At 72.0% G+C, this 19,257-nt stretch carries 20 protein-coding genes; 14 read left to right on the top strand and 6 right to left on the bottom strand.

Annotated elements, in window-relative coordinates; genetic code table 11:
• The first annotated feature begins 108 nt into the window (after positions 1–108).
• Positions 109–2,625 (top strand): glycoside hydrolase family 2 protein, encoded by a 2,517-nt coding sequence (locus NFU81_RS29190; RefSeq protein WP_251496209.1) that lies wholly within the window; start codon positions 109–111, stop codon positions 2,623–2,625.
• On the opposite strand, the gene NFU81_RS29185 is transcribed toward NFU81_RS29190, so the two are convergent.
• Genes NFU81_RS29185 through NFU81_RS29175 form a run of 3 tightly spaced genes read right to left on the bottom strand, consistent with a single transcriptional unit; the run spans position 2,603 to position 5,627 of the window.
• Positions 2,603–3,433 carry a carbohydrate ABC transporter permease gene (locus tag NFU81_RS29185; RefSeq protein WP_251496206.1) on the bottom strand — a complete coding sequence of 277 codons (831 nt, stop codon included), beginning with the start codon at positions 3,431–3,433 and terminating at the stop codon, positions 2,603–2,605. The genes NFU81_RS29190 and NFU81_RS29185 overlap by 23 nt on opposite strands.
• On the bottom strand, positions 3,430–4,305 hold the full coding sequence (locus tag NFU81_RS29180) for a carbohydrate ABC transporter permease (RefSeq protein ID WP_251496203.1): 876 nt from the start codon (positions 4,303–4,305) through the stop codon (positions 3,430–3,432). Before NFU81_RS29180 ends, NFU81_RS29185 begins: the two co-directional genes overlap by 4 nt.
• A complete protein-coding gene (locus NFU81_RS29175) occupies positions 4,302–5,627 on the bottom strand; it encodes an ABC transporter substrate-binding protein (protein WP_251496200.1) in 1,326 nt (441 codons plus the stop codon). The genes NFU81_RS29180 and NFU81_RS29175 overlap by 4 nt, the downstream gene beginning before the upstream one ends.
• A 351-nt stretch (positions 5,628–5,978) precedes the next feature.
• On the opposite strand from NFU81_RS29175, the gene NFU81_RS29170 reads away from it, so the two are divergent.
• Positions 5,979–6,803: a putative protein N(5)-glutamine methyltransferase gene (locus NFU81_RS29170; protein WP_251496197.1), complete on the top strand. Its 825-nt coding sequence runs from the start codon at positions 5,979–5,981 to the stop codon at positions 6,801–6,803.
• Positions 6,804–6,812: 9 nt separating this feature from the next.
• Here NFU81_RS29170 and NFU81_RS29165 read toward each other — a convergent pair whose 3' ends face one another.
• Positions 6,813–7,721, bottom strand: coding sequence for an alpha/beta hydrolase (locus NFU81_RS29165; RefSeq protein WP_251496194.1), 909 nt, complete (start codon positions 7,719–7,721; stop codon positions 6,813–6,815).
• A 108-nt stretch (positions 7,722–7,829) separates the two neighbouring features.
• On the opposite strand from NFU81_RS29165, the gene NFU81_RS29160 reads away from it, so the two are divergent.
• The gene (locus tag NFU81_RS29160) at positions 7,830–8,276 is read left to right on the top strand and encodes a MarR family winged helix-turn-helix transcriptional regulator (protein ID WP_251496191.1); all 447 of its coding nucleotides are present in this window, start codon (positions 7,830–7,832) and stop codon (positions 8,274–8,276) included.
• Between the two features lie 16 nt (positions 8,277–8,292).
• Here NFU81_RS29160 and nicT read toward each other — a convergent pair whose 3' ends face one another.
• A complete protein-coding gene (gene nicT / locus NFU81_RS29155) occupies positions 8,293–9,363 on the bottom strand; it encodes a Nickel transporter NicT (RefSeq protein ID WP_422665325.1) in 1,071 nt (356 codons plus the stop codon).
• A gap of 431 nt (positions 9,364–9,794) precedes the next feature.
• Here nicT and NFU81_RS29150 point away from each other — a divergent pair, with 431 nt between their 5' ends.
• The 7 genes from NFU81_RS29150 (at position 9,795) to NFU81_RS29120 (ending at position 14,334) form a co-directional block, all read left to right on the top strand.
• On the top strand, positions 9,795–10,010 hold the full coding sequence (locus NFU81_RS29150) for a CbtB domain-containing protein (protein ID WP_422665317.1): 216 nt from the start codon (positions 9,795–9,797) through the stop codon (positions 10,008–10,010).
• Between the two features lie 34 nt (positions 10,011–10,044).
• Positions 10,045–10,902, top strand: a complete 858-nt coding sequence (locus tag NFU81_RS29145; protein ID WP_251496185.1) for a CbtA family protein — start codon at positions 10,045–10,047, stop codon at positions 10,900–10,902.
• A complete protein-coding gene (locus NFU81_RS29140; RefSeq protein WP_251496183.1) occupies positions 10,899–11,648 on the top strand; it encodes a (2Fe-2S)-binding protein in 750 nt (249 codons plus the stop codon). The genes NFU81_RS29145 and NFU81_RS29140 overlap by 4 nt, the downstream gene beginning before the upstream one ends.
• A gap of 50 nt (positions 11,649–11,698) precedes the next feature.
• Positions 11,699–12,526 carry a precorrin-6A synthase (deacetylating) gene (cobF, locus tag NFU81_RS29135; RefSeq protein ID WP_251496181.1) on the top strand — a complete coding sequence of 276 codons (828 nt, stop codon included), beginning with the start codon at positions 11,699–11,701 and terminating at the stop codon, positions 12,524–12,526.
• A 422-nt stretch (positions 12,527–12,948) separates the two neighbouring features.
• A complete protein-coding gene (locus tag NFU81_RS29130) occupies positions 12,949–13,683 on the top strand; it encodes a cobalt-precorrin-6A reductase (protein WP_251496178.1) in 735 nt (244 codons plus the stop codon).
• A 78-nt stretch (positions 13,684–13,761) separates the two neighbouring features.
• The gene (locus tag NFU81_RS29125; RefSeq protein WP_422665316.1) at positions 13,762–14,037 is read left to right on the top strand and encodes a response regulator transcription factor; all 276 of its coding nucleotides are present in this window, start codon (positions 13,762–13,764) and stop codon (positions 14,035–14,037) included.
• 66 nt (positions 14,038–14,103) lie between these two features.
• A complete protein-coding gene (locus NFU81_RS29120) occupies positions 14,104–14,334 on the top strand; it encodes a DUF6296 family protein (RefSeq protein ID WP_251496175.1) in 231 nt (76 codons plus the stop codon).
• 18 nt (positions 14,335–14,352) lie between these two features.
• Here NFU81_RS29120 and nhaA read toward each other — a convergent pair whose 3' ends face one another.
• On the bottom strand, positions 14,353–16,260 hold the full coding sequence (gene nhaA / locus NFU81_RS29115) for a Na+/H+ antiporter NhaA (protein ID WP_422665315.1): 1,908 nt from the start codon (positions 16,258–16,260) through the stop codon (positions 14,353–14,355).
• A 156-nt stretch (positions 16,261–16,416) separates the two neighbouring features.
• Between nhaA and NFU81_RS29110 the strand changes: the two genes are divergently transcribed.
• The 4 genes from NFU81_RS29110 to NFU81_RS29095 form a co-directional block, all read left to right on the top strand.
• Positions 16,417–16,650, top strand: coding sequence for a hypothetical protein (locus NFU81_RS29110; RefSeq protein WP_251496170.1), 234 nt, complete (start codon positions 16,417–16,419; stop codon positions 16,648–16,650).
• Between the two features lie 27 nt (positions 16,651–16,677).
• Positions 16,678–17,832 (top strand): SPFH domain-containing protein, encoded by a 1,155-nt coding sequence (locus NFU81_RS29105; RefSeq protein ID WP_251496168.1) that lies wholly within the window; start codon positions 16,678–16,680, stop codon positions 17,830–17,832.
• A gap of 267 nt (positions 17,833–18,099) precedes the next feature.
• Positions 18,100–18,528, top strand: a complete 429-nt coding sequence (locus tag NFU81_RS29100; protein WP_251496166.1) for an Asp23/Gls24 family envelope stress response protein — start codon at positions 18,100–18,102, stop codon at positions 18,526–18,528.
• A gap of 438 nt (positions 18,529–18,966) precedes the next feature.
• On the top strand, positions 18,967–19,257 hold a 291-nt coding region (locus NFU81_RS29095; protein WP_251496163.1), incomplete at its 3' end, for a helix-turn-helix transcriptional regulator.

The raw sequence follows: 19,257 nt of genomic DNA, 5'->3' as shown, positions 1-19,257 counted from the left end.
AACCCCCCGCTTCCCATCTGCACTTGCCGTGCTTTACCGTTTAATGGACCCGGCCAGGCCAGGGCCAGGGAACCAGCCGACGCCGTAGGCAAGAGGCAAGGAGTAGCGATGAAGGACGTCACGCCGGTGGTCGACGGCTGGAACCTCCGCCTGCCGGGCGACTTCAGGGGCGCCGGCACGGGCGAGGACGGCCGGGAGAAGGTCACCGCCGCCGTCCCCGGCTGCGTCCACACCGACCTGCTGGCCGCGGGCCTGCTCGCCGACCCCTTCCTGGACCGCAACGAGCTCGACGCCGCCTGGGTCGGCCGCACCGACTGGACGTACGAGACGGTCCTGCCCCCGCACGCCACCACCCACGAGCGCAGCGACCTCGTCTTCGACGGGCTCGACACCGTCGCCGAGATCACCCTCGGCGGCAGCGTCCTCGGCCGCACCCGCAACATGCACCGCTCCTACCGCTTCGACGTCACCGGCGAACTCCCGGGCACAGGCGTGCCGTTGACCGTGGCCTTCACCTCGGCCTACACCGAGGCCGAGCGGGTCAGGTCGCTGGTGGGAGACCGGCCCAACGCCTATCCCGAGCCGTTCCAGTTCATCCGCAAGATGGCCTGCTCCTTCGGCTGGGACTGGGGGCCGACCCTGGTCACCGCCGGGATATGGAAGCCGGTGCGCCTCGAACACTGGTCCACCGCCCGGCTGGCCCGGGTCACCCCGCTGGTCACCGTCACCGACGGCACCGGCCGGGTCGAGGCCCGTGTCGAACTGGAACGCACCGCGGCAGGCGCGGAGCGGCCGCTGACCGTACGGCTGCGGGTCGGCGGGACCGTCACCGAGACCGTCGTGCCGGCCGGCGCCGACCGGGCCGCCGCGGTCGCCGAGATCGCCGCGCCCGACCTGTGGTGGCCGCACGGCTACGGCGAGCAGCCGCTGTACGACTGCGAGGTCACCCTCCTCGACGCGCAGGCCCGCGGCCCCGCCGCCGAGCTGGACCGCTGGCAGCGCCGCATCGGCTTCCGCACCGTCACCCTGGACACCTCGCCCGACGAGCACGGCACCGCCTTCACCCTGGTCGTCAACGGCACCCCGGTCTTCGCCCGCGGCGTGAACTGGATCCCCGACGACGCCCTGCCCACCAGGATCGACGCCGCCCGCTACCGGCGGCGCCTGGAGCAGGCCGCGGCGGCCGGCGTGGACCTGGTGCGGGTGTGGGGCGGCGGCATCTACGAGAGCGACGACTTCTACGTCGCCTGCGACGAGCTGGGCCTGCTGGTGTGGCAGGACTTCCTGTTCGCCTGCGCCGCCTACCCCGAGGAGCAGCCGCTGCGCTCCGAGATCGAGGCCGAGGCCAGGGAGAACGTCAGCAGGCTCGCCGCCCACCCGAGCCTTGCGCTGTGGAACGGCAACAACGAGAACCTGTGGGGCTTCCGCGACTGGGAGTGGGAGGAGGCCCTGGCCGGCGACTCGTGGGGCGAGGGCTACTACCTCGGCCTGCTGGCCAGGATCGTCGCCGAGACCGACCCCACCCGCCCCTACTGGGCCGGCAGCCCCTGGTCGGGCTCCTGGGACCACCACCCCAACGACCCGCGGCACGGCACCGCGCACTCCTGGGAGGTGTGGAACCGCGTCGACTACACCGCCTACCTCGACGACGTCCCGCGCTTCGTCGCCGAGTTCGGCTGGCAGGCGCCGCCCGCGTACGCCACGGCCCGCCGCGCGCTGTCCGACGATCCGCTGACGCCCGACTCGCCCGGCATGCTGCACCACCAGAAGGCCGGTGACGGCAACGGCAAGCTCGCCCGCGGCCTGGCCCACCACTTCCCCGTCCCCGCCGACTTCGACACCTGGCACTACCTGACCCAGGTCAACCAGGTGCGGGCGATCGCCACCGGTATCGAGCACTGGCGATCGCACTGGCCGGTCTGCGCCGGCACCGTCGTCTGGCAGCTCAACGACTGCTGGCCGGTGACCTCCTGGGCCGCCATCGACGGTGACGAGCGCCCCAAGCCGCTCTACCACGAGCTGAAGCGCCTCTACGCCGACCGGCTGATCACCGTGCAACCGCGCCCCGAAGGGCTCGTCGCGGCGCTGGTCAACCAGACCGCGCAGGACTGGACGGGCACGGCGGTCCTGTGCCGGGTCGCGGTGGACGGCGCCGTACTCGCCGAGGTGCGGCTGCCGTTCACCGCGGCGCCCAGGACCGTCGCGCGGATCGCGCTGCCCGCCGAGGTGCTGCCCGCGGCCGGCAGCGGCAAGGAGCTGCTGACCGTACGGGTCGGCGACGAGCGCGCCTTCTGGTTCCCGGTGCGCGACAAGGACTTCGGCTACCCCGAGCCCAGTTGGGACGTCGACGTCGCCGTACGCCCCGACGGCAGGGCAGCGGTGACCGTCACCGCCCGCACCCTGCTGCGCGACCTGCTGCTGCAGGCCGACCGGCTCGGCCCCGAGGCCGGCGCGGACCGCGGCCTGACCACCCTGCTGCCGGGCGAGAGCGTGACGATCACCGTGAGCGGCTGGGACCGGCCCTCGCCGGACGCCGCAGCGGCCGCGCTCTCCTGCGTGAACGCGGCCGTGCGGGACGGCGGGGCCGGTACCGGGCCGCGGGCTACTTCGTCGCACCCCGGGTGAAGCCGTTGTAGATGAACCGCTGCAGGAACAGGAAGACCACCAGCGTCGGCACCATCACCAGGATCGCGCCCGCCGAGATGTCCTCCCAGTGGGCGCCGAACGGACCCTTGAAGCGGAACAGCGACGTCGAGATGGTGCCCAGGTTCTCCGACGGCATGTAGAGGAAGGGGATGTAGAAGTCGTTGTAGACGGTGATGCCCTTGATGATCACCACGGTGGCGATGGCCGGTTTGAGCAGCGGCAGGATGATCCGCCAGTAGATGGTGAAGGTGTTGGCCCCGTCGATCCTGGCCGCCTCGTCCAGCGAGATCGGGATGCCCCTGATGAACTGCAGGAAGATGTAGATCGAGACGATGTCGGTGCCCATGTAGAGCACGATGGGCGCCCAGCGGCTGTCGAACATCCCGAAGTTGTCGACGATCTTGAAGGTCGCGACCTGGGTCGTCACGCTCGGCACCAGCGAGCCGATCAGGAACAGCGCGATCACCAGCCGGCGCAGCCGGAAGGTGAAGCGGTCGATCGCGAACGCCGCCATCGACCCGATCAGCACGGTCCCACCGATCGAGAACACCAGGATGAACGCGGTGTTCCAGAACGCTCTGAGCATCTTGCCGGCCCGGAAGGCCGTCACGTAGTTGTGGTAGTTCAGCCAGTTGTGCGGCAGCGTCAGCGCACCGCTGCCCTGGCCGATCTCCTCGGACGTCTTCAGCGAGGTCAGGAACACCGCGAGCAGCGGCAGCAGCACCACCGCGCCGGCCAGCAGGAGCGAGAGGTACACCAGCGCCCTCAGCAGCGCCTTGCGGGTCATACGAGATCGTTCCTCTCGTCCGGCACCACGACGCGCTGCAGCCAGGTCACCAGCAGGATGATCACCAGCAGGGCGACGGCCGCCGCGGAGGCGAGCCCCATCTTGTTGAACTCGAAGGCCAGCTTCACCGTCTGGATCACGAAGGTCTGGGTGCCGGCGGCGCCGTTGGTCATGATGAACGGGATCTCGAACGCCGACAGCGACCCGGAGATCGCCAGGATCGCGCTCAGGCTCAGCACCGGCTTGATGCCCGGCGCGATGATGTGCCGGAACTGCTGCCAGCGGTTGGCGCCGTCCAGCTCCGAGGCCTCGTACAGCTCGCCGGGTATCGACTGGATCGCGCCCAGGAAGAGCACGAAGTTCAGGCCCATGAAGCGCCACACCGACACCCCGGCCAGCGAGGTGTTGGCCATCCGCCCGCTGCCCAGCCAGAAGTGGTGCCCGTGCACCCCGAAGGCGCTCAGCACCGTGTCGAGGGTGCCGTGCGGCTGGAAGAAGTACAGGAACACCAGGCCGATCGCGACCCCGTTGATGAGGTAGGGGAAGAACAGGATCCCCTTGAAGAGGTTCCTGAACCGCAGGTCGAAGCTCAGCACGGTGGCGAAGTACAGCGCCAGCACGATCTGCACCACCGACGCGACCAGGTAGTAGATGCTGACGAAGAAGACCTGGAACAGCTCGGGTCTGGTGAACAGCTCCACGTAGTTCCTGGTCCCGACGTAGTCGCGGTCGGGGCTGACCCCGTCCCAGTCGGTGAAGCTGTCCCTGATCATGTTCCCGACGGGTATGTAGGTGAACGTGATCAGCAGAGCGAGCGGCACCGCCAGGTAGAGCCACGGCGTCACGGTCCGCCAGACCCGAGCGCGGGTCACAGGCTTGCGGTCTTCTGCGCGGAGGACCACTTCTTGGCGAGGTCGGCGAAGATGCCCGGCAGGTCGCCGCCGGCCGCACCGCGGGCCACGTCGATCAGGTGCTGGCGGTAGTCGGGCTTGTTGGTCATGCCGATCTCGGACTGGTTGTCGATGCTGGTGACCTTGGCGCTCTGCGCCTGCGACATCTCCACGAACTGCACGCCGGCGTCCTGGAAGGGCTTCAGCGCCGTCGGCATCGCGCCGCCCCTGAGCGTCGGGACGGCCTGGTTGGTCTGCACATAGCCGGACTTGTCGGTGAACCAGTCGATCCAGGCCCGGGCGGCCGCCTTGTGGCCGGAGTGGATGTTCACCGCCTCCTGGTAGTCGGGCGCTACCGGGGTGCAGAACTTGCCGTCCTTCTGCGACGGGAAGGGCATGTAGCCGATCTCGGACGGGTCCTTGCCGGCCTTCTTGGCCGCGTCCTGCATCTGCACGATGGCCCACGAGCCCAGCCACATGGTGCCGATCTTCCCGGTGGCCAGCAGGTTCTTGCTGTTCTCCCAGTTGGTGGTAGTCGGGTCCTGCTCGGAGAGCTTGCCGTGCACGATGTTGTAGAGCAGCGTGTCGCCGACGTTCAGGTCGGTGCCTGCCTGCCACGGGTCGGACTGGGAGGCCGGCGCGTCGGTCGCCTTCGGGTCGCAGGTCACCGAGCCCTGGACCTGCGTCCAGCCGGTCAGCGGCCAGCCGTCCTTGTAGTTGGTGTAGTACGGCGTCGCGGACGTCTTGGACTTGATGGCCGACAGGTCGGTCAGGAACTCGTCGGGCGTCTTCGGCCAGTCGGCGATCCCGGCCTGCTGCCAGACGGCCTTGTTGTAGACGAAGCCGTCCACGTTGGCGAAGTTGGCGATGCCGTAGACCTTGCCGCCGACGGTGGCCTTCTCGGTGAAGGTGTACTTCTTGCCCAACTCGTCGGCGGTGCCCAGCGAGGCGAAGAACTTCGGGTAGTCGTCGGTCTTGATGGCCGCGGGGATCATGAGCACGTCGCCGTAGTTCGACGTGTTCATCCGGATCTTGACCTCGCCCTCGTAGTCCGTGATGCCCTCGAAGGTGACGTGGACCTTCGGGTAGAGCTTGTTGAACTCGGCCGCGTACTTCTTCATCGTCCCGTCCTGCACCAGGTCGGTGCGCTGGGTCAGGACCTTGATGTCGCCGGTGACCTTGCTCGGGTCGGTCGGTGAGGCGGCCGATTCGCCGCCGGACGACGACGAGCCGCCGCCGCCACAGGCCGTGGCCAGCAGCGCCATGGTGGCGAGCAGCGAACCGGCGAGTGCTGTGCGCTTCATATGCACCATCTCCGTTTCGACGCCGTCCTAGCGAGTGACAGGAGGGACGACGCGCAGCGCGGTTACTTAAGCGTTTCAGTAACGGAACGACGGCACTATTGCATTGGGTTGTTGGCCGGTAAAGGGACTGATTCAGCGCTGATGCTTAACCGTTACACAGCGGGTCGGTGCAGACGGCCGCAGTGCGGTGGGGTAGCTTGGGCGCCGACCGGCAGCACGCCGCGACAAGCTGAGGAGGTGGGACCGATTACCGCTGGTTCGTACCGGGCGCTCCCACCGCACGGCCTCGCGAGGCCTGCGGCCTCCTGACCGGAGCCGGGGGAGGGCCACCAGGCTTCCCGAGAGGTTCACATGTCGGACTCCCTCATGCCGCTGCCGCGCGCGGCTACCTACACCACCGTCGTCGCGCAACTCAGGGCCGCGGGCTGCGTCTTCGCCGAGGACGAGGCGCGGATCATCCTGGCCGCCGCCACCGGACCCGAGGAGACGGCCGCGATGGTCGCCCGCCGGGCCGGCGGGCTGCCGCTGGAACACGTCGTCGGCTGGGCCGAGTTCTGCGGACTGCGGATCGCCGTCGACCCCGGGGTCTTCGTGCCCCGGCGCCGCACCGAACTCCTGGTGCGCGAAGCCGTCGCGCTCGGCCGCGCCGCCGCGCGGGAGGGGCGCGAGCCCGTCGTGCTCGACCTGTGCTGCGGCTCGGGCGCGGTCGGCGCCGCCCTGGCCGCGGCCCTGGGGCGTACCCGGCTGCATGCGGCCGACCTCGACCCGGCGGCCGTCGCGTGCGCCGCCCGCAACCTCGCCCGGGCCGGCGGGCAGGTCCACCGCGGCGACCTCTTCGCGGCGCTGCCCGCGGGCCTGTGCGGCACCGTCGACCTGCTGGCCGCCAACGTGCCCTACGTGCCCAGCGCCGCGGTCGGCCTGCTGCCGGCCGAGGCCCGCGACCACGAGGCGCTGATCGCCCTCGACGGGGGCGGTGACGGTCTCGACGTGATGCGCAGGGTCGCCGCCCACGCCGCGGAATGGCTCGCCCCGGGCGGCTCGCTGCTGGTGGAGTCCGGCGAGCGGCAGGCGGAGGCCGCCGCCGGCATCCTGGCCGGCGGCGGCCTGCTGCCCCGGGTCGCGACCGACGACGACCTCGGGGCGACCGTCGTCATCGGCACCCGTCCGTCCGGGTGATCTTGCCGGTCAGCGGGCGGCGAGCTGAGGGGCGGTCAGCCTGGCCGTGAGGAAGCCGGCGATGCGGTCCAGGGCGGCGTCCGCGTCGTCGAGCCGTCCGTAGTGGTGCTGGAAGACGTGCGGGACCCCGGGCCAGACCTCCAGGGTGACCTCGACGTCGCCGGCTCCGGCCCGCCCGGCCAGCCGGACGGCGTCGTCGAGCAGCAGCTCGTGCGCGCCGACCTGCACCAGCAGCGGGGGCAGTCCCGTGAGGTCGGCGAACAGCGGGCTGGCCAGGGGCTGCGCCCGGTCGCCGTCGCCGAGGTAGTGCCCGGCGTAGTCCGCCAGGTCCTCGGCGACGAAGATCGGGTCGGCCGCCTCCAGGGTGCGGATGCTGTCGCCGCCGAGGGTGAGGTCGGTCCAGGGCGACAGCACGGCGACCGCGGCCGGCTGCGGCAGCCCCGCGGCCCGGGCTGCGACCAGCAGCGAGATCGCCAGTCCGCCGCCCGCGGAGTCGCCCGCGACGACCAGCTCCGCCGGGTCCGTGCCGCCGTCCAGCAGCGCCCGGTAGGCAGCGAGCCCGTCGTCCAGCGCCGCGGGGAAGGGGTGCTCGGGCGCCAGCCGGTAGTCCAGCGAGGTGGCCCGGATCCCGGCCCTGCGGACCAGCTCGCCGACCAGCCCCGCGTGCGTGTCGGGCGAGCCGATGACGTATCCGCCGCCGTGCAGGTAGAGCAGCCGCCCGCGGTCCGCGGCGCCGGCCGGCTCCAGTTCGAGGGCCGGGCGCCCGCCCAGGACGGTCCGGCGGGTGGCGACGCCGTCGGGTGCCGGCCGGGTGATGCCCCGGGCGAAAGCGAGGCGGGCGGCCTCGGGTTCGGGGTCCGGTGTGCGCGGGATGCTGCGGAGCAGGTCGTCCAGAGTGTCGCGCTGCTGCCGGGTCATGCGGGCCTCCAGGGGGCACGATGGGATGATGGATTCCTCGGAATGCATCTGCCACATGCCAACTGGATGCCAGGGAAGATGATTCCCAGGAATCTAAAGGAGTTCTCTGTGACCTACGTCACCCAGGTCTTCACCGACCTCGTCCGCGTCGAGACCCGGCTCTACAACGCCGTGAACGCCCGGCTCCAGACCGAACTGGGGCTGGGCCTCGGCCAGTTCGAGTTCATGGCGATCATCGACCGGGTGCCCGGCTGCCGGGTGCTCGACATCGCCCGCGAGGTGGCGATCACCGTGGGGGCCACCAGCAAGGCGGTCGACCGGCTGGAGGCGGCCGGCTGGTGCGTGCGCAGCGCGCACCCCCAGGACCGGCGCTCCTCGGTCCTTGGGCTGACGGCGGAGGGTGCCGCGCTGCTGGAGCGTTCCCGCCCTGTGGTCGAGGCGGAGCTGGCGGCCCTGACCGTCGGCGTCCCGTCCGGCGGGCTCGATCAGGTGGCCGCGACGATGGCGACGCTGCGCACCGCGCTGGAGCGGCGGTCGCCGGCCGGCGCGGAGTGAGCCGGCGGGCGGGCGCTCAGTCCTGCTGCTCCGCCATCCGCAGGCCCGCGGTCCACTTCTCCTCGATGTTGCCGAACTTCCACACCGCGAAGGCCACCGCCCAGGTGGCGAAGAACAGGCCGACGATGACGTAGCCGACGATGTTGAGGTCGAGGCCGCCGATCCAGTCCCAGAAGGCGCCGTGCAGGTCGGCCTTCTCGCTGACCAGGCCGAGCAGTTCGACGGTGCCGATGATCAGGGCCACCGCGACCGACAGGCCGGTGATGGTCAGGTTGTAGTAGACCTTGCGCACCGGCTTGGAGAAGGCCCACTCGTAGGCGAAGTTCATGAACGAGCCGTCGATGGTGTCCAGCAGGCACATTCCGGCCGCGAACAGCACCGGCAGGCACAGGATCGCGTACCAGGGCAGGCCGGAGGCGGCGCCGGAGCCCGCCAGCACCAGCAGCGCGATCTCGGTGGCGGTGTCGAAGCCCAGGCCGAACAGCAGGCCGATCGGGTACATCTGCCAGGGCTTGGTCACCGACTTCATCAGCCGGCCGAGCAGCCGGTTCATCAGCCCGCGGTTGTTGAGCTGCTCCTCCAGGGCGGCCTCGTCGAAGTGGCCTTCGCGCATCTGCCGGAAGACCTTCCAGATCCCTGCCAGGATCAGCAGGTTGACGAACGCGATGGCGTAGAGGAAGGTCCCCGAGACCGTGGTGCCGATCCAGCCGGTGACGCTGTGCAGCGCCGAGCCGTCGTCCTCCACCGGGTTCGCCAGCGACTTCACGCCCAGCGAGAGCAGGAAGGCCAGGGCGAAGACGATGCTGGAGTGGCCCAGCGAGAACCAGAAGCCCACCGACAGCGGCCGCTTGCCCTCGTGCATCAGCTTGCGGGTGGTGTTGTCGATCGCCGCGATGTGGTCGGCGTCGAAGGCGTGCCGCATGCCCAGGGTGTAGGCGGTGACCCCGATGCCGATACCGAAGGACTTGGTGCCGACGCTGTAGTGCTCGGGCGCCACGATCGCCACCAGCGTGAACCACCCGATGACGTGCAGCGCCACGATGAACGCCGCCATCCCGCCCAGCCGGGTCCACTCCGCCCGGGTCATCGAGCTGCGTATCCGGCGCCAGCGGGACCCCGTGGCGACGGCGGCCTCGGTGGTGGTGGTCATACGTTCGTCCTCCGTCGGAGCGGCTGGGGGCGCTTACCGCAACAGACTACTTGTTGCGAATGACTCGCAATAGCCTGCCCCTGCTCCGTTCCGTTCAACCCGCCCGAGGTCAGCGCGCCGCGGGCGCCCCGGGAGAGCCTGATCACACCTGCCGGGAAAGCGTGGCCGATGTCCGTTCGTCCTGATTGACGCATGACAGAACCGAGCCCTACGCTCGCTGTGTAGTGATGACTGGGGAAGCTGGTGGAATTCCAGCACGGTCGCGCCACTGTGACCCGCCGCCGCAACCGGCGTAACGGGGAGTCAGACAGCCGCTCATCACGACGCCCATGGAACAGGGACGCACGATCCCCTAAGGAGGGCTCACCTTGAGCAGCATTTCCGCATCCCGCCCGGCAGCCACGCCGGTCGTCCTGCCCGCCGCCAAAGCCGCACTGTGGATGTTCGGCGCCGCCGCCCTCGCGCTGATCGCCTACTACTTCGTCGGTGTCGACCAGGGCGCCGTCTCGGTCTTCGGCAAGGACATGCACGTCCACGAGTTCGTCCACGACGCCCGGCACTTCCTCGGTTTCCCCTGCCACTGACACCGCCGGAACCCGAGGTATCGGACAACTCGACATGGAAAAGAAGCTCATACTGCGCGGCATCCTCGCCGGCGCAGCCGCCGGTCTGCTCGCGTTCCTCTTCGCCCGCATCTTCGCCGAGCCGCAGATCAGCAAGGCGATCGACTACGAGAGCGGCCGGGACGCCGCGCAGGCCGCACTCGACAAGGCCGCGGGGCTGCCGGCCGCCGCGGCCGACCCCGACCTGTTCAGCCGCACCGTCCAGGCCGACGTCGGCATCGGCGCCGGCATGATCGTCTTCGGCATGGCGATGGGCGCGCTGTTCGCCGTCGCCTACGCCGTCTGCCTCGGCCGGGTCGGCGCCCTGCGCGCCCGCAGCCTGGCCCTGCTGGTCGCCGGCGGCGGATTCCTCGGCATGTACCTGGTGCCGTTCCTGAAGTACCCGGCCAACCCGCCCGCCATCGGCCACGAGGACACCATCAGGGCGCGCAGCGGCCTGTACCTGCTCATGGTGGTGCTCTCGGTGGCCTTCCTGGTCGCCGCCGCCTGGCTCGGCAGGCGGCTGCAACCCAGGGTCGGCAACTGGAACGCGACCCTGCTGGCGGCCGGCGCCTTCGTCGTCGCCATCGGGGCCGTGATGCTGGTACTGCCCTCGGTGGGTCATCTGGCGTACAACAAGGAGCACTTCGGCAACCACGCCACCGAGACGCCGCTGCCGCTGACCGACGGCCACGGCCGCATCGTCTACCCGGGCTTCCCGGCCGACGTGCTGTTCTCCTTCCGCTGCTACTCCGTCGCGGCCCAGCTGCTGCTCTGGTCGGCGATCGGCCTGGTCTTCGCACCGCTGGCCGAACGCGTCCTGCAGCCGCGGGCCGAGGCGGCCGCCCCGGGGGCGGCGCCCGTACCGGTATGACGCACCCCCCGCACGCAACGGCGGCACCGGGCGCGGTGGTCGAGGAGATCGCCGCGCTCGGGCCGTTCTTCGCCGTCACCACCCACCCGGCGGGCGCACCGCCCGGCGAGCCGTGGCAGCCGATGGCCGGCGCGCTGCCGGCCGAGCGGGCAGCCGCCGTCCAGGCGTATCTGGCCGCGGCCGGCGGCCAGCCGGCAGCCGCGGTCGAGCTGCGGGTCGCCGCCTCCGTCGCCCATCTCGGCCTGGCCGCACGCCTGGTGTCGCCCGCGCTGGCCGCGGCGGTCCTGCACGGGCGGCCGTTCGGCTACCACCTCGGCGCGGTGCGCTGGCAGCCGGCGCTGGGCGGCCCTGTCCCGCTCTCCCTGCCGGACGACGCCCTGCACCCGCGTGCGGCAACGCCCGAGCAACTCGCCGACGCCGTGGCCCGCCGGCTGCTGGCCGGTCCGCTCGCCGAACTCGCCGACCACTTCCGGCCGTTGGGCGTCTCCCCGCACATCCTGCTGGGCAACACCGCCTCCGCCGTCAACGGCGCCGCGACGGCGCTGGCCGCCGCCCGCCCCGAACTGGCCGCCCCCGCACATGCGTTCGCCGCCCAGCTGCTGCAACGGCCGCCGCTGCGCCCGCAGGGCGCCCGTACGCCCACCGGCGCCTTCCGGCGGCGCAGCTGCTGCCTGATCTACCGCGCCGCCCCCGACCGCAGGGGCGCCCTGTGCGGCGACTGCGCCCTGCGCGCCCCCACCGCATGAGCGGGACCGCCGCCACGAGCCGGATGGCACGCTGTGCCACACTCCGGTGCGTGAAGCAGATCTACGTCATCGGCATCGGCGCGGGTGACCCCGAGCAGCTCACCCTGCAGGCGGTACGCGCCCTGGGGCGCGTCGACGTCTTCTTCCTGCTCGACAAGGGCGAGGACAAGGCAGGCCTGGTGCGGCTGCGCGAGGAGATCCTGCAACGGCACGCGCCCCAACCGCACCGGGTGGTCGTCGCCACCGACCCGGACCGCGACCGTACGGCCGCCACCGGGTCGTACGCACCGGCCGTCGACGACTGGCGGCGCCGCCGCGGCGACATCTACCAGCGGCTGATCGCCGAGGAGTTGGCCGACGGCGGCTGCGGGGCGTTCCTGGTCTGGGGCGACCCCGCCCTCTACGACAGCACGCTGGCGATCCTGGAGGACGTCCACGCCCGCGGCGGCACCGACTTCGACTGGACGGTGGTGCCCGGCATCAGCAGCGTCGCGACGCTCGCCGCCCGGCACCGCACCGGGCTCAACCAGGTCGGCCGCCCGGTCCAGATCACCACCGGCCGGCGGCTCGCCGACGGCGGCGGGCTGCCCGACGGCGTGGACGACGTGGTGGTGATGCTCGACGCCCGCCAGGCCTTCGGTGCCCTCGCAGGCCAGGGCCTGCACATCTACTGGGGCGCCTACCTCGGCACCCCCGATGAGATCCTCCTCGCCGGCCCCCTCACCGAGGAGATGGCCGACCGCATCCGCACCACCCGCGCCGCCGCCCGCACCCGCAAGGGCTGGATCATGGACACGTACCTGCTCCGCAGGACGGTTCAGCCGGCCTCCTCGCCCGGCCCCGGCGAGACCCTTTCGCAGGGCGGCGGCCCGCGATGAGCCCTCCCGGCCCGGGTTCGGCACTCGGCGAGTGCCGCGCTGCGGCGGGGGCTCGGGCGCGCGCCCCGCACGGCGGCCTCTCGGCGGCCCGGGCGCCGTCCGCGGTGAGTGCGGCGGTGCGGTGGGCGTCAGTACGGCGGTTGTGGCGGGCCTCGCGCGACAGGGTCCCGCCCTGCGTGGAGGCTTCCTGACGTGACGGGCGCGGTAGGTGGTGAGTGCCGCGGTGCAGCGGGCGTCCGTACGGCAGATGGTGGTGTGCCCGCAGTGGCCGGGTGCCGCCCGCTGAGGCGGCCTCTCGCGGGCTCGGTATACGGGGATCGACCTGCTGCGGCGGGCTGTGGCGTGCCCGGCGCGGCCGCGCGGCGCCGCGCGCTGATCCACGGCGCGGCAGCGGTGGTCGCCGGGCGCGGCGGGGCGTGGTGATGCGGCGGGTCGTCATTCTCGGTGGGACCGCCGAGGCCCGCGTTCTGGCGGAACTGGTCGCCGCGGAGCCCGGGGTCGAGGTGACCACGTCGCTTGCCGGGCGGACGCCCGAGCCGCGGCTGCCCGCCGGGCAGGTCAGGATCGGCGGGTTCGGCGGCCCCGAGGGCCTGGCCGGGTGGCTGCGCGAGCAGCGCGCCGACGCCGTCGTCGACGCCACCCACCCCTTCGCCGAGGCGATCAGCCGGCACGCGGCGCTCGCGGCCGACGCGGCGGGCGTGCCGCTGCTCGCGCTGCGCAGGCCCGGCTGGAGCCCGGGGGAGGGGGACCGCTGGCACTGGGCGGACACCCTCGCCGCGGCCGCGGCCCTGCTCCCGGCGCTCGGGCACCGCCCGTTCCTCACCGTCGGCCGCCAGGACCTGGCGGCCTTCGCCGGGCTTCCGCTGAGCTGCCTGGCCCGCTCGATCGCCCCGCCGCCCCCGCCGCTGCCCGCGCACTGCCGGGTCCTGCTCGACCGCGGCCCGTTCACCCTCGACGCGGAACGCGCCCTGCTGCGCCGGCACGGCATCGACGTCCTGGTCACCAAGGACAGCGGCGGCCCCGCCACCGCAGCCAAGCTCACCGCCGCCCGCGAGGCCGCCCTGCCCGTACTGATCGTCCGCCGCCCGCCCCCGCCTCCCGGCGTGCCCGCCGTCGCCTCCCCGGCTGCCGCCGCGCAGTGGCTGCGCACCCGTTGAGCCAGGCGCCCCACCCGCGCGCCCGTCAACCGATCGGTTCATGCCGCCGTCCGCCACCTGCCGCCGCACCGCACCCCGGTGGTCGATCCGCCGGTGCCACCCCGCGCGGGACTCTCTGACCACGGCGGCGAAGGGCCGCCCCAAGATCAGGGAAGGCCACGGCACCTCGTCGCCGCCGGCACCACGAACAAGGAAGCCGCCCGCCGCCTGTTCATCGGCGAGGCCACCGTCAAGACCCACCTGCTGCACCTGTACGCCGAGCTCGGCGTACGCGACCGCGCCGCCGCAGTGGCCGCCGCGGACAAGGCCGGCCTGCTCGACCGACCGGCCAGGACCCCACCCCCCGGCCGCTGAGAGGCGCACCCGCCGCGCCCGAGGGATGATGAAGGGGACCGGCAGCCCACGTCGGGAGGTATCCGCATGGACTATCCGGAAACATACGAGCTGGTCTTCCACGCCGCCGCCGTCGAGGACGACGCGGTGCTGGTCCACCGCACCGACCGGTCAGGAGCCGGCGGCTACCCCATCTACCAGGACGAGACGGGCATCGTCCGCGCCGAGATCAGCGCGGACGGCGAGGTCCGCATGGTCGCCAGCGGCGGACACCAGTCACCCGACGCCCCGCTCGCCGTGCGCTGCGTACGCCGCTGACCCCGTCGCGTCACCTCCTCAGCGTGCCTTGCCAGGATTCGCACCGTCGATCAGCACCGCACGGTCACGGGCGGCGACGACCGCAGCCGACAGCGTCTGGATGTCGTACGCCCCCTGGTGCCTGCGCCCGTTGATGAAGAACGTCGGGGTGCCCGACACCCCGCTCAGGTCCGCCGACTCCACATCCCGCTCCACCCGCGCCGCGCCCTTGCGGCCCCGTAGCGCCTCACGGAAGGCGTGCAGGTCCAAGGACAGCTCCTCGGCGTGCGCCAGCAGGTCCTTCACCCCCAGCCGGTCCTGGTTCTCGAACAGCAGGTCGCGCATGTTCCAGAACGCGCCCTGCAGCCCTGCCACCTCCGCCGCCTCCGCCGCGAGCTGCGCGTTCGGGTGCACATCGGTCAGCGGCAGATGCCGCCAGACGTACCGCACGTCCCCGAAGTCGGCCAGCAGCGCGCGCACCACGGGCTCGGCCTGCCCGCAGTACGGGCACTCGAAGTCGCCGTACTCCACCACCGTCACCGGCGCGTCCATCGGCCCGCGGACATGGTCGCGGTCGGGGTCCACCGGCTCCGCGAGGTCCACGACCGACTCCGCGGTGCCCAGCAGCGCCAGCGCCCTGCGCTCCCTCGGCAGCCGCGACATCACCAGCGCCACCAGCGAGGTCGCGAGCATCGCGAAGACCACCGCGCTGAGCACGCCGATCTTCGCCTGGTCCAGCTCCCGCCCGTCGAAGGCCAGCGTCGCGATCAGCAGCGACACGGTGAAGCCGATACCGGCGATGGTCCCGCCGCCGACCACCGCCCCCCAGCCCACCGGCGGTCGCATCCGGCCGCCGCTCAGCCGCGTCGCCAGCAGCGACGCCCCCACGACGGCGATCGGCTTGCCCAGACCGTAGCCGAGCAGGATGCCCAGCGTGATCGGCGAGGTGAAGGCACTCGACAGCAGCGACCCGTTGATCTCGATACCGGCGTTGGCCAGCGCGAACAGCGGCACGATCACATAACTGGTCCACGGGTGGTACAGCCGCTGCAACCGGTCGTTGGGCGACAGCGCCGACGCGATGCCCTGCCGCGCCTCCCGCTCCAGATCCGGCGTCGGCTGCTCACGGAAGGACCGGAACAGACCGCTGGCCCGCTCCAGCGCGTCCCGCGACGCCGGGTAGGCGTACGACAGCATGCCGATGATCAGACCCACCACCACCGGGTCGACCCCGGACTGCAGGAAGGCGCCCCACGCCACGATCGCCAGCACCGCGTACACCGGCCCCCGCCGCGTCCCCGTCCTGCGGACCAGCGCGGTCGCCAGCAGCACCCCCAGACCGATCAGCAGCGGCGTCCACGACAGGTGCTCGCTGTACGCGACCGCGATCACCGCGAGCGCCACGAAGTCGTCGACCACCGCCACCGTGAGGATGAACGTGTGCAGCCGCCGCGGGAAGCGCGACCCGAGAAGCGCCAGCATGCCCAGCGCGAACGCCGTGTCGGTCGACATCGCCGCACCCCAGCCGTGCGCCGAGGACGAGCCTGCGTTCACCGCCAGGTAGATCGCCACCGGCACGACCATCCCGCAGATCCCCGCCAGCAGCGGCAGCGGGATGCGCCGCCGGTCCCGCAGTTCCCCCATGTCGAACTCGCGCCGCGCCTCCAGCCCCACGACCAGGAAGAACAGCGTCATCAGGCCGCTGTTCACCCACTCGCGCAGGTCCATGTCGATGGCGTGCGACCCCAGCCGCACGGACAGATGCGTCTCCCACACCGACGCGTAGCTGCCCGGCGCGATGTTCACCCACACCAGCGCCGCCAGCGTCGCGGCCAGCAGCACCGCCGCACTGCCGGTCTCGGTCCGGATGTACGCCCACGGCGACGACGTACCGGAGCGTTCCCTTTCGGTCCGACCTGTCAAGGGCGTGGCAAAGCCCCGGAACATCCAGCCTCCCGCTGTTCGAGTAACAGCGACACCCTGGCACGGCCAGGCCCCCTTGAGCACGCCGACCCGGTGGGTGGACACGTATCCGCCGGACGTCCCCTGGTGGGAGGATGGTGACGGCCGGGCATTCGGACGACGACGAGAGGGCGGCCGGTGGTGGCACGGGACGATGCCGTGATCGGCTGTACCGGGGAACTGCTGGTCGGCACCCGGGGCACCCAGGGACCCGGCGAGGTCCTGGTGCGGGTCAGGGGCGGCACCGAGGCCTTCCTCGCATGGTCCGACGATCCGCTGCCGAAGGGCGCCACGGTGCTCGTGGTGGATTCCCGCGGCACGCGTCAGGTCGACGTGATCGACTGGGCCGACCCGCTGGACGCCCCGGCCGGCTGAGCCGCGCAGACGAAGGAGAAGTCAAGGATGTTCGGTTATCGCGTACCCGCACCCGACGAGGCGATGCTGATCTCGGGCGGTCGCAGGGGACTGGGCGGTGCGCCCTTCCGTGTGGTCACCGGGCACGGCAAGTTCGTCCTGCCGGTCTTCCGCAAGACCCGGTTCCTGACCCTGGCGATGTGCGAGTCCGAGGTCGCCGAGACCTGCGTGACCCGGCAGGGCATCGCGCTGACCGTCAAGGCCGTCATCGCCTTCAAGGTCGGCAACGACCACGAGAGCATCGTCAACGCCGGCCAGCGCTTCCTGTCCGACCAGGACCAGATGTCGATCCTCACCGGCCGAATCTTCGCCGGCCACCTGCGGTCCATCATCGGCTCGATGACCGTCGAGGAGATCGTCACCGAGCGGCAGAAGCTCGCCACCGAGGTACTGGAGACCTCCAAGACGGAGATGGCGAAGATCGGCCTGAGCGTCGACTCGCTGCAGATCCAGTCCATCGACGACGGCGACACCGGCTACATCGAGGCGATGTCCGCCCCGCACAAGGCCGCCATCCAGCGGCAGGCGCAGATCGCCCAGGCCCAGGCCACCCAGGCCTCCGTCGAAGCACAGCAGGCCGCCGCCCGCAACCAGGCCGAGTACGCCCGGCAGACCGCCGTCGTCCAGGCCGAGTACTCCGCCCAGGTGGACCGCGCCCAGGCGCAGGCCGCCCAGGCAGGCCCGCTCGCCCAGGCCCACGCCCAGCAGGAGGTGCTCGCCGCCCAGACCGAACTGGCGCTGCGGGCCGCGGAGCTGCGCCAGCAGCAACTGGTCGCCGAGATCGTCAAGCCCGCGGAGGCCGAGGCCGAGCGCATCCGGGTGCTCGCCGTCGCCGACGCCGAGCGGATGCGTATCCAGGCCGCCGCGGCCGCGTCCCACGACCGGGTCGCCCTGGACCGGATGCTCATCGACCAGCTGCCGCAGATCGTCAAGGAGGCCGCCGCCGGCCTGTCCGGCGCGAACGTCAACGTTCTCAACGGCGCCGACGGCCTCAGCGAGATCGCCGCGGGCCTGGTCAGCCAGGGGCTGACCATCCTCGACTCGGTCCGCAAGAACCTGGGCGAGGACGGCGCCGCGGCGTCCTCCGGTGCCGTCGAGGTCCGCCGCCGCGGCAACGGCGACGGCAAGGTCGACATCGACTGACCCCGGGCTCCCGCACCACCGCGACGACGCCGCCGAGGCCCCGCGCCCGGCGGCGTCCGCACGTTCCGGGGCGTTGCGCCCACCCGCGTGAAGTGGCGCCCTCGCAGCACCGGCCGCACAGTGGAACGAGAGGGCCGAGCAGCCCGTTCGCGCGCCAGGCGCCCGCCTGCCGGGCACCACCGCGCGAGGCCCGCGAGGTACCGCCGCACGAGGCGAAACGGCCCGGCCGGTACGACGATCCACCCTTCCCAGCTAAGGGGTATTCCCATGGCGAACGAGAACGCGTCCAGGTCCGTCTCCAGCCGTCGCAGCGACATCGGCGGCAGGACCACCATCGCCGACTCCGTGGTGGCGGTCATCGCCGGCATCGCCGCCCGTGAGGTCGACGGCGTCCACACCATGGGCGGCGGCGCCACCCGCGCGATGGGGGCCGTACGCGACACGGTGTCGCGCTCAACGGACTTCACCCGCGGAGTGAAGGTCGAGGTCGGCGAGAAGCAGGCAGCGGTGGACCTGGACGTCGTCGTCCTCTACGGCACCGAGATCGCCGACGCCGCCGCCCAGATCCGCTCCCACGTCGCCAACGCGGTGGAGCGCATGACGGGCCTGGAAGTCGTGGAGATCAACGTCAGCGTCCGCGACGTCTACATCCCGGGCGAGGACAACGACGAGGAGTCGGAGTCCCGCGTCCGCTGACCCCGACGGCAGGAGTACGCCACCGCCGCAGGCAGTACGCCCCGTAACGGTTCGCCCGTCCGATGATGCCGGCCTCCGCCGCGGTGCGCTCCGGCCGCACCGCGGCCCGGCCGTGCAACCGCCCCGCACGGGCGGGCGATCCCCCGTGACTCTCGCCTTGCCCGAGACCGCACTCTGGTCCCCGTGGACACCGAGGACCTGCTGCCGATCGGGCAGTTCGCCCAGGCCACCGGCCTGACGGTGACGCCCCTGCGGCACCGGAAACGGCCTGACCGGGCCTCACCTGCAACCGGCACCCCCCCGCTCCCGCAAGGGGCGGGGGGTGCCGCGTGCGCCCATACCGCTTGGTACCTGCCCGGCGGTGACGGCCCGCCCTTCGAGCGATTCGCGTGCGATCCGGTGCGCGAACCTTGCTAGGTTGGCGCGCGGAGGTGGGTGATGCCCACGGAGAACGAGCTGTTCAGTGCGGTCGACGCGTTGCTGGAGGAGGTGGCGGCCGCGGAGGTGCTGCCGCCGCCCGCCGAGCGCCGGCGGTTGCGGGAGGCCGCAGGGCTGAGCCAGGCCCAGATCGCGCACGCGGTCGACACGCGCCGAGAGGCCGTCGGGAACTGGGAGTCGGGAAGGACCGAGCCGCGGTCGCCGCAGCGCGCCGCCTACGCCCGGCTCCTCGAAGGCCTGGCCGCGAGGTTCCCCGCCCCGGCGCCGCCGCCCTCCACCCCGGAACCGGCC

The organism is Actinacidiphila cocklensis, assembly GCF_907177275.1.
Taxonomy (GTDB): Bacteria; Actinomycetota; Actinomycetes; order Streptomycetales; family Streptomycetaceae; genus Actinacidiphila; species Actinacidiphila cocklensis.
Note: the sequence above shows the minus strand (reverse complement) of the source record. Positions and strands in the feature narration are given on the sequence as shown.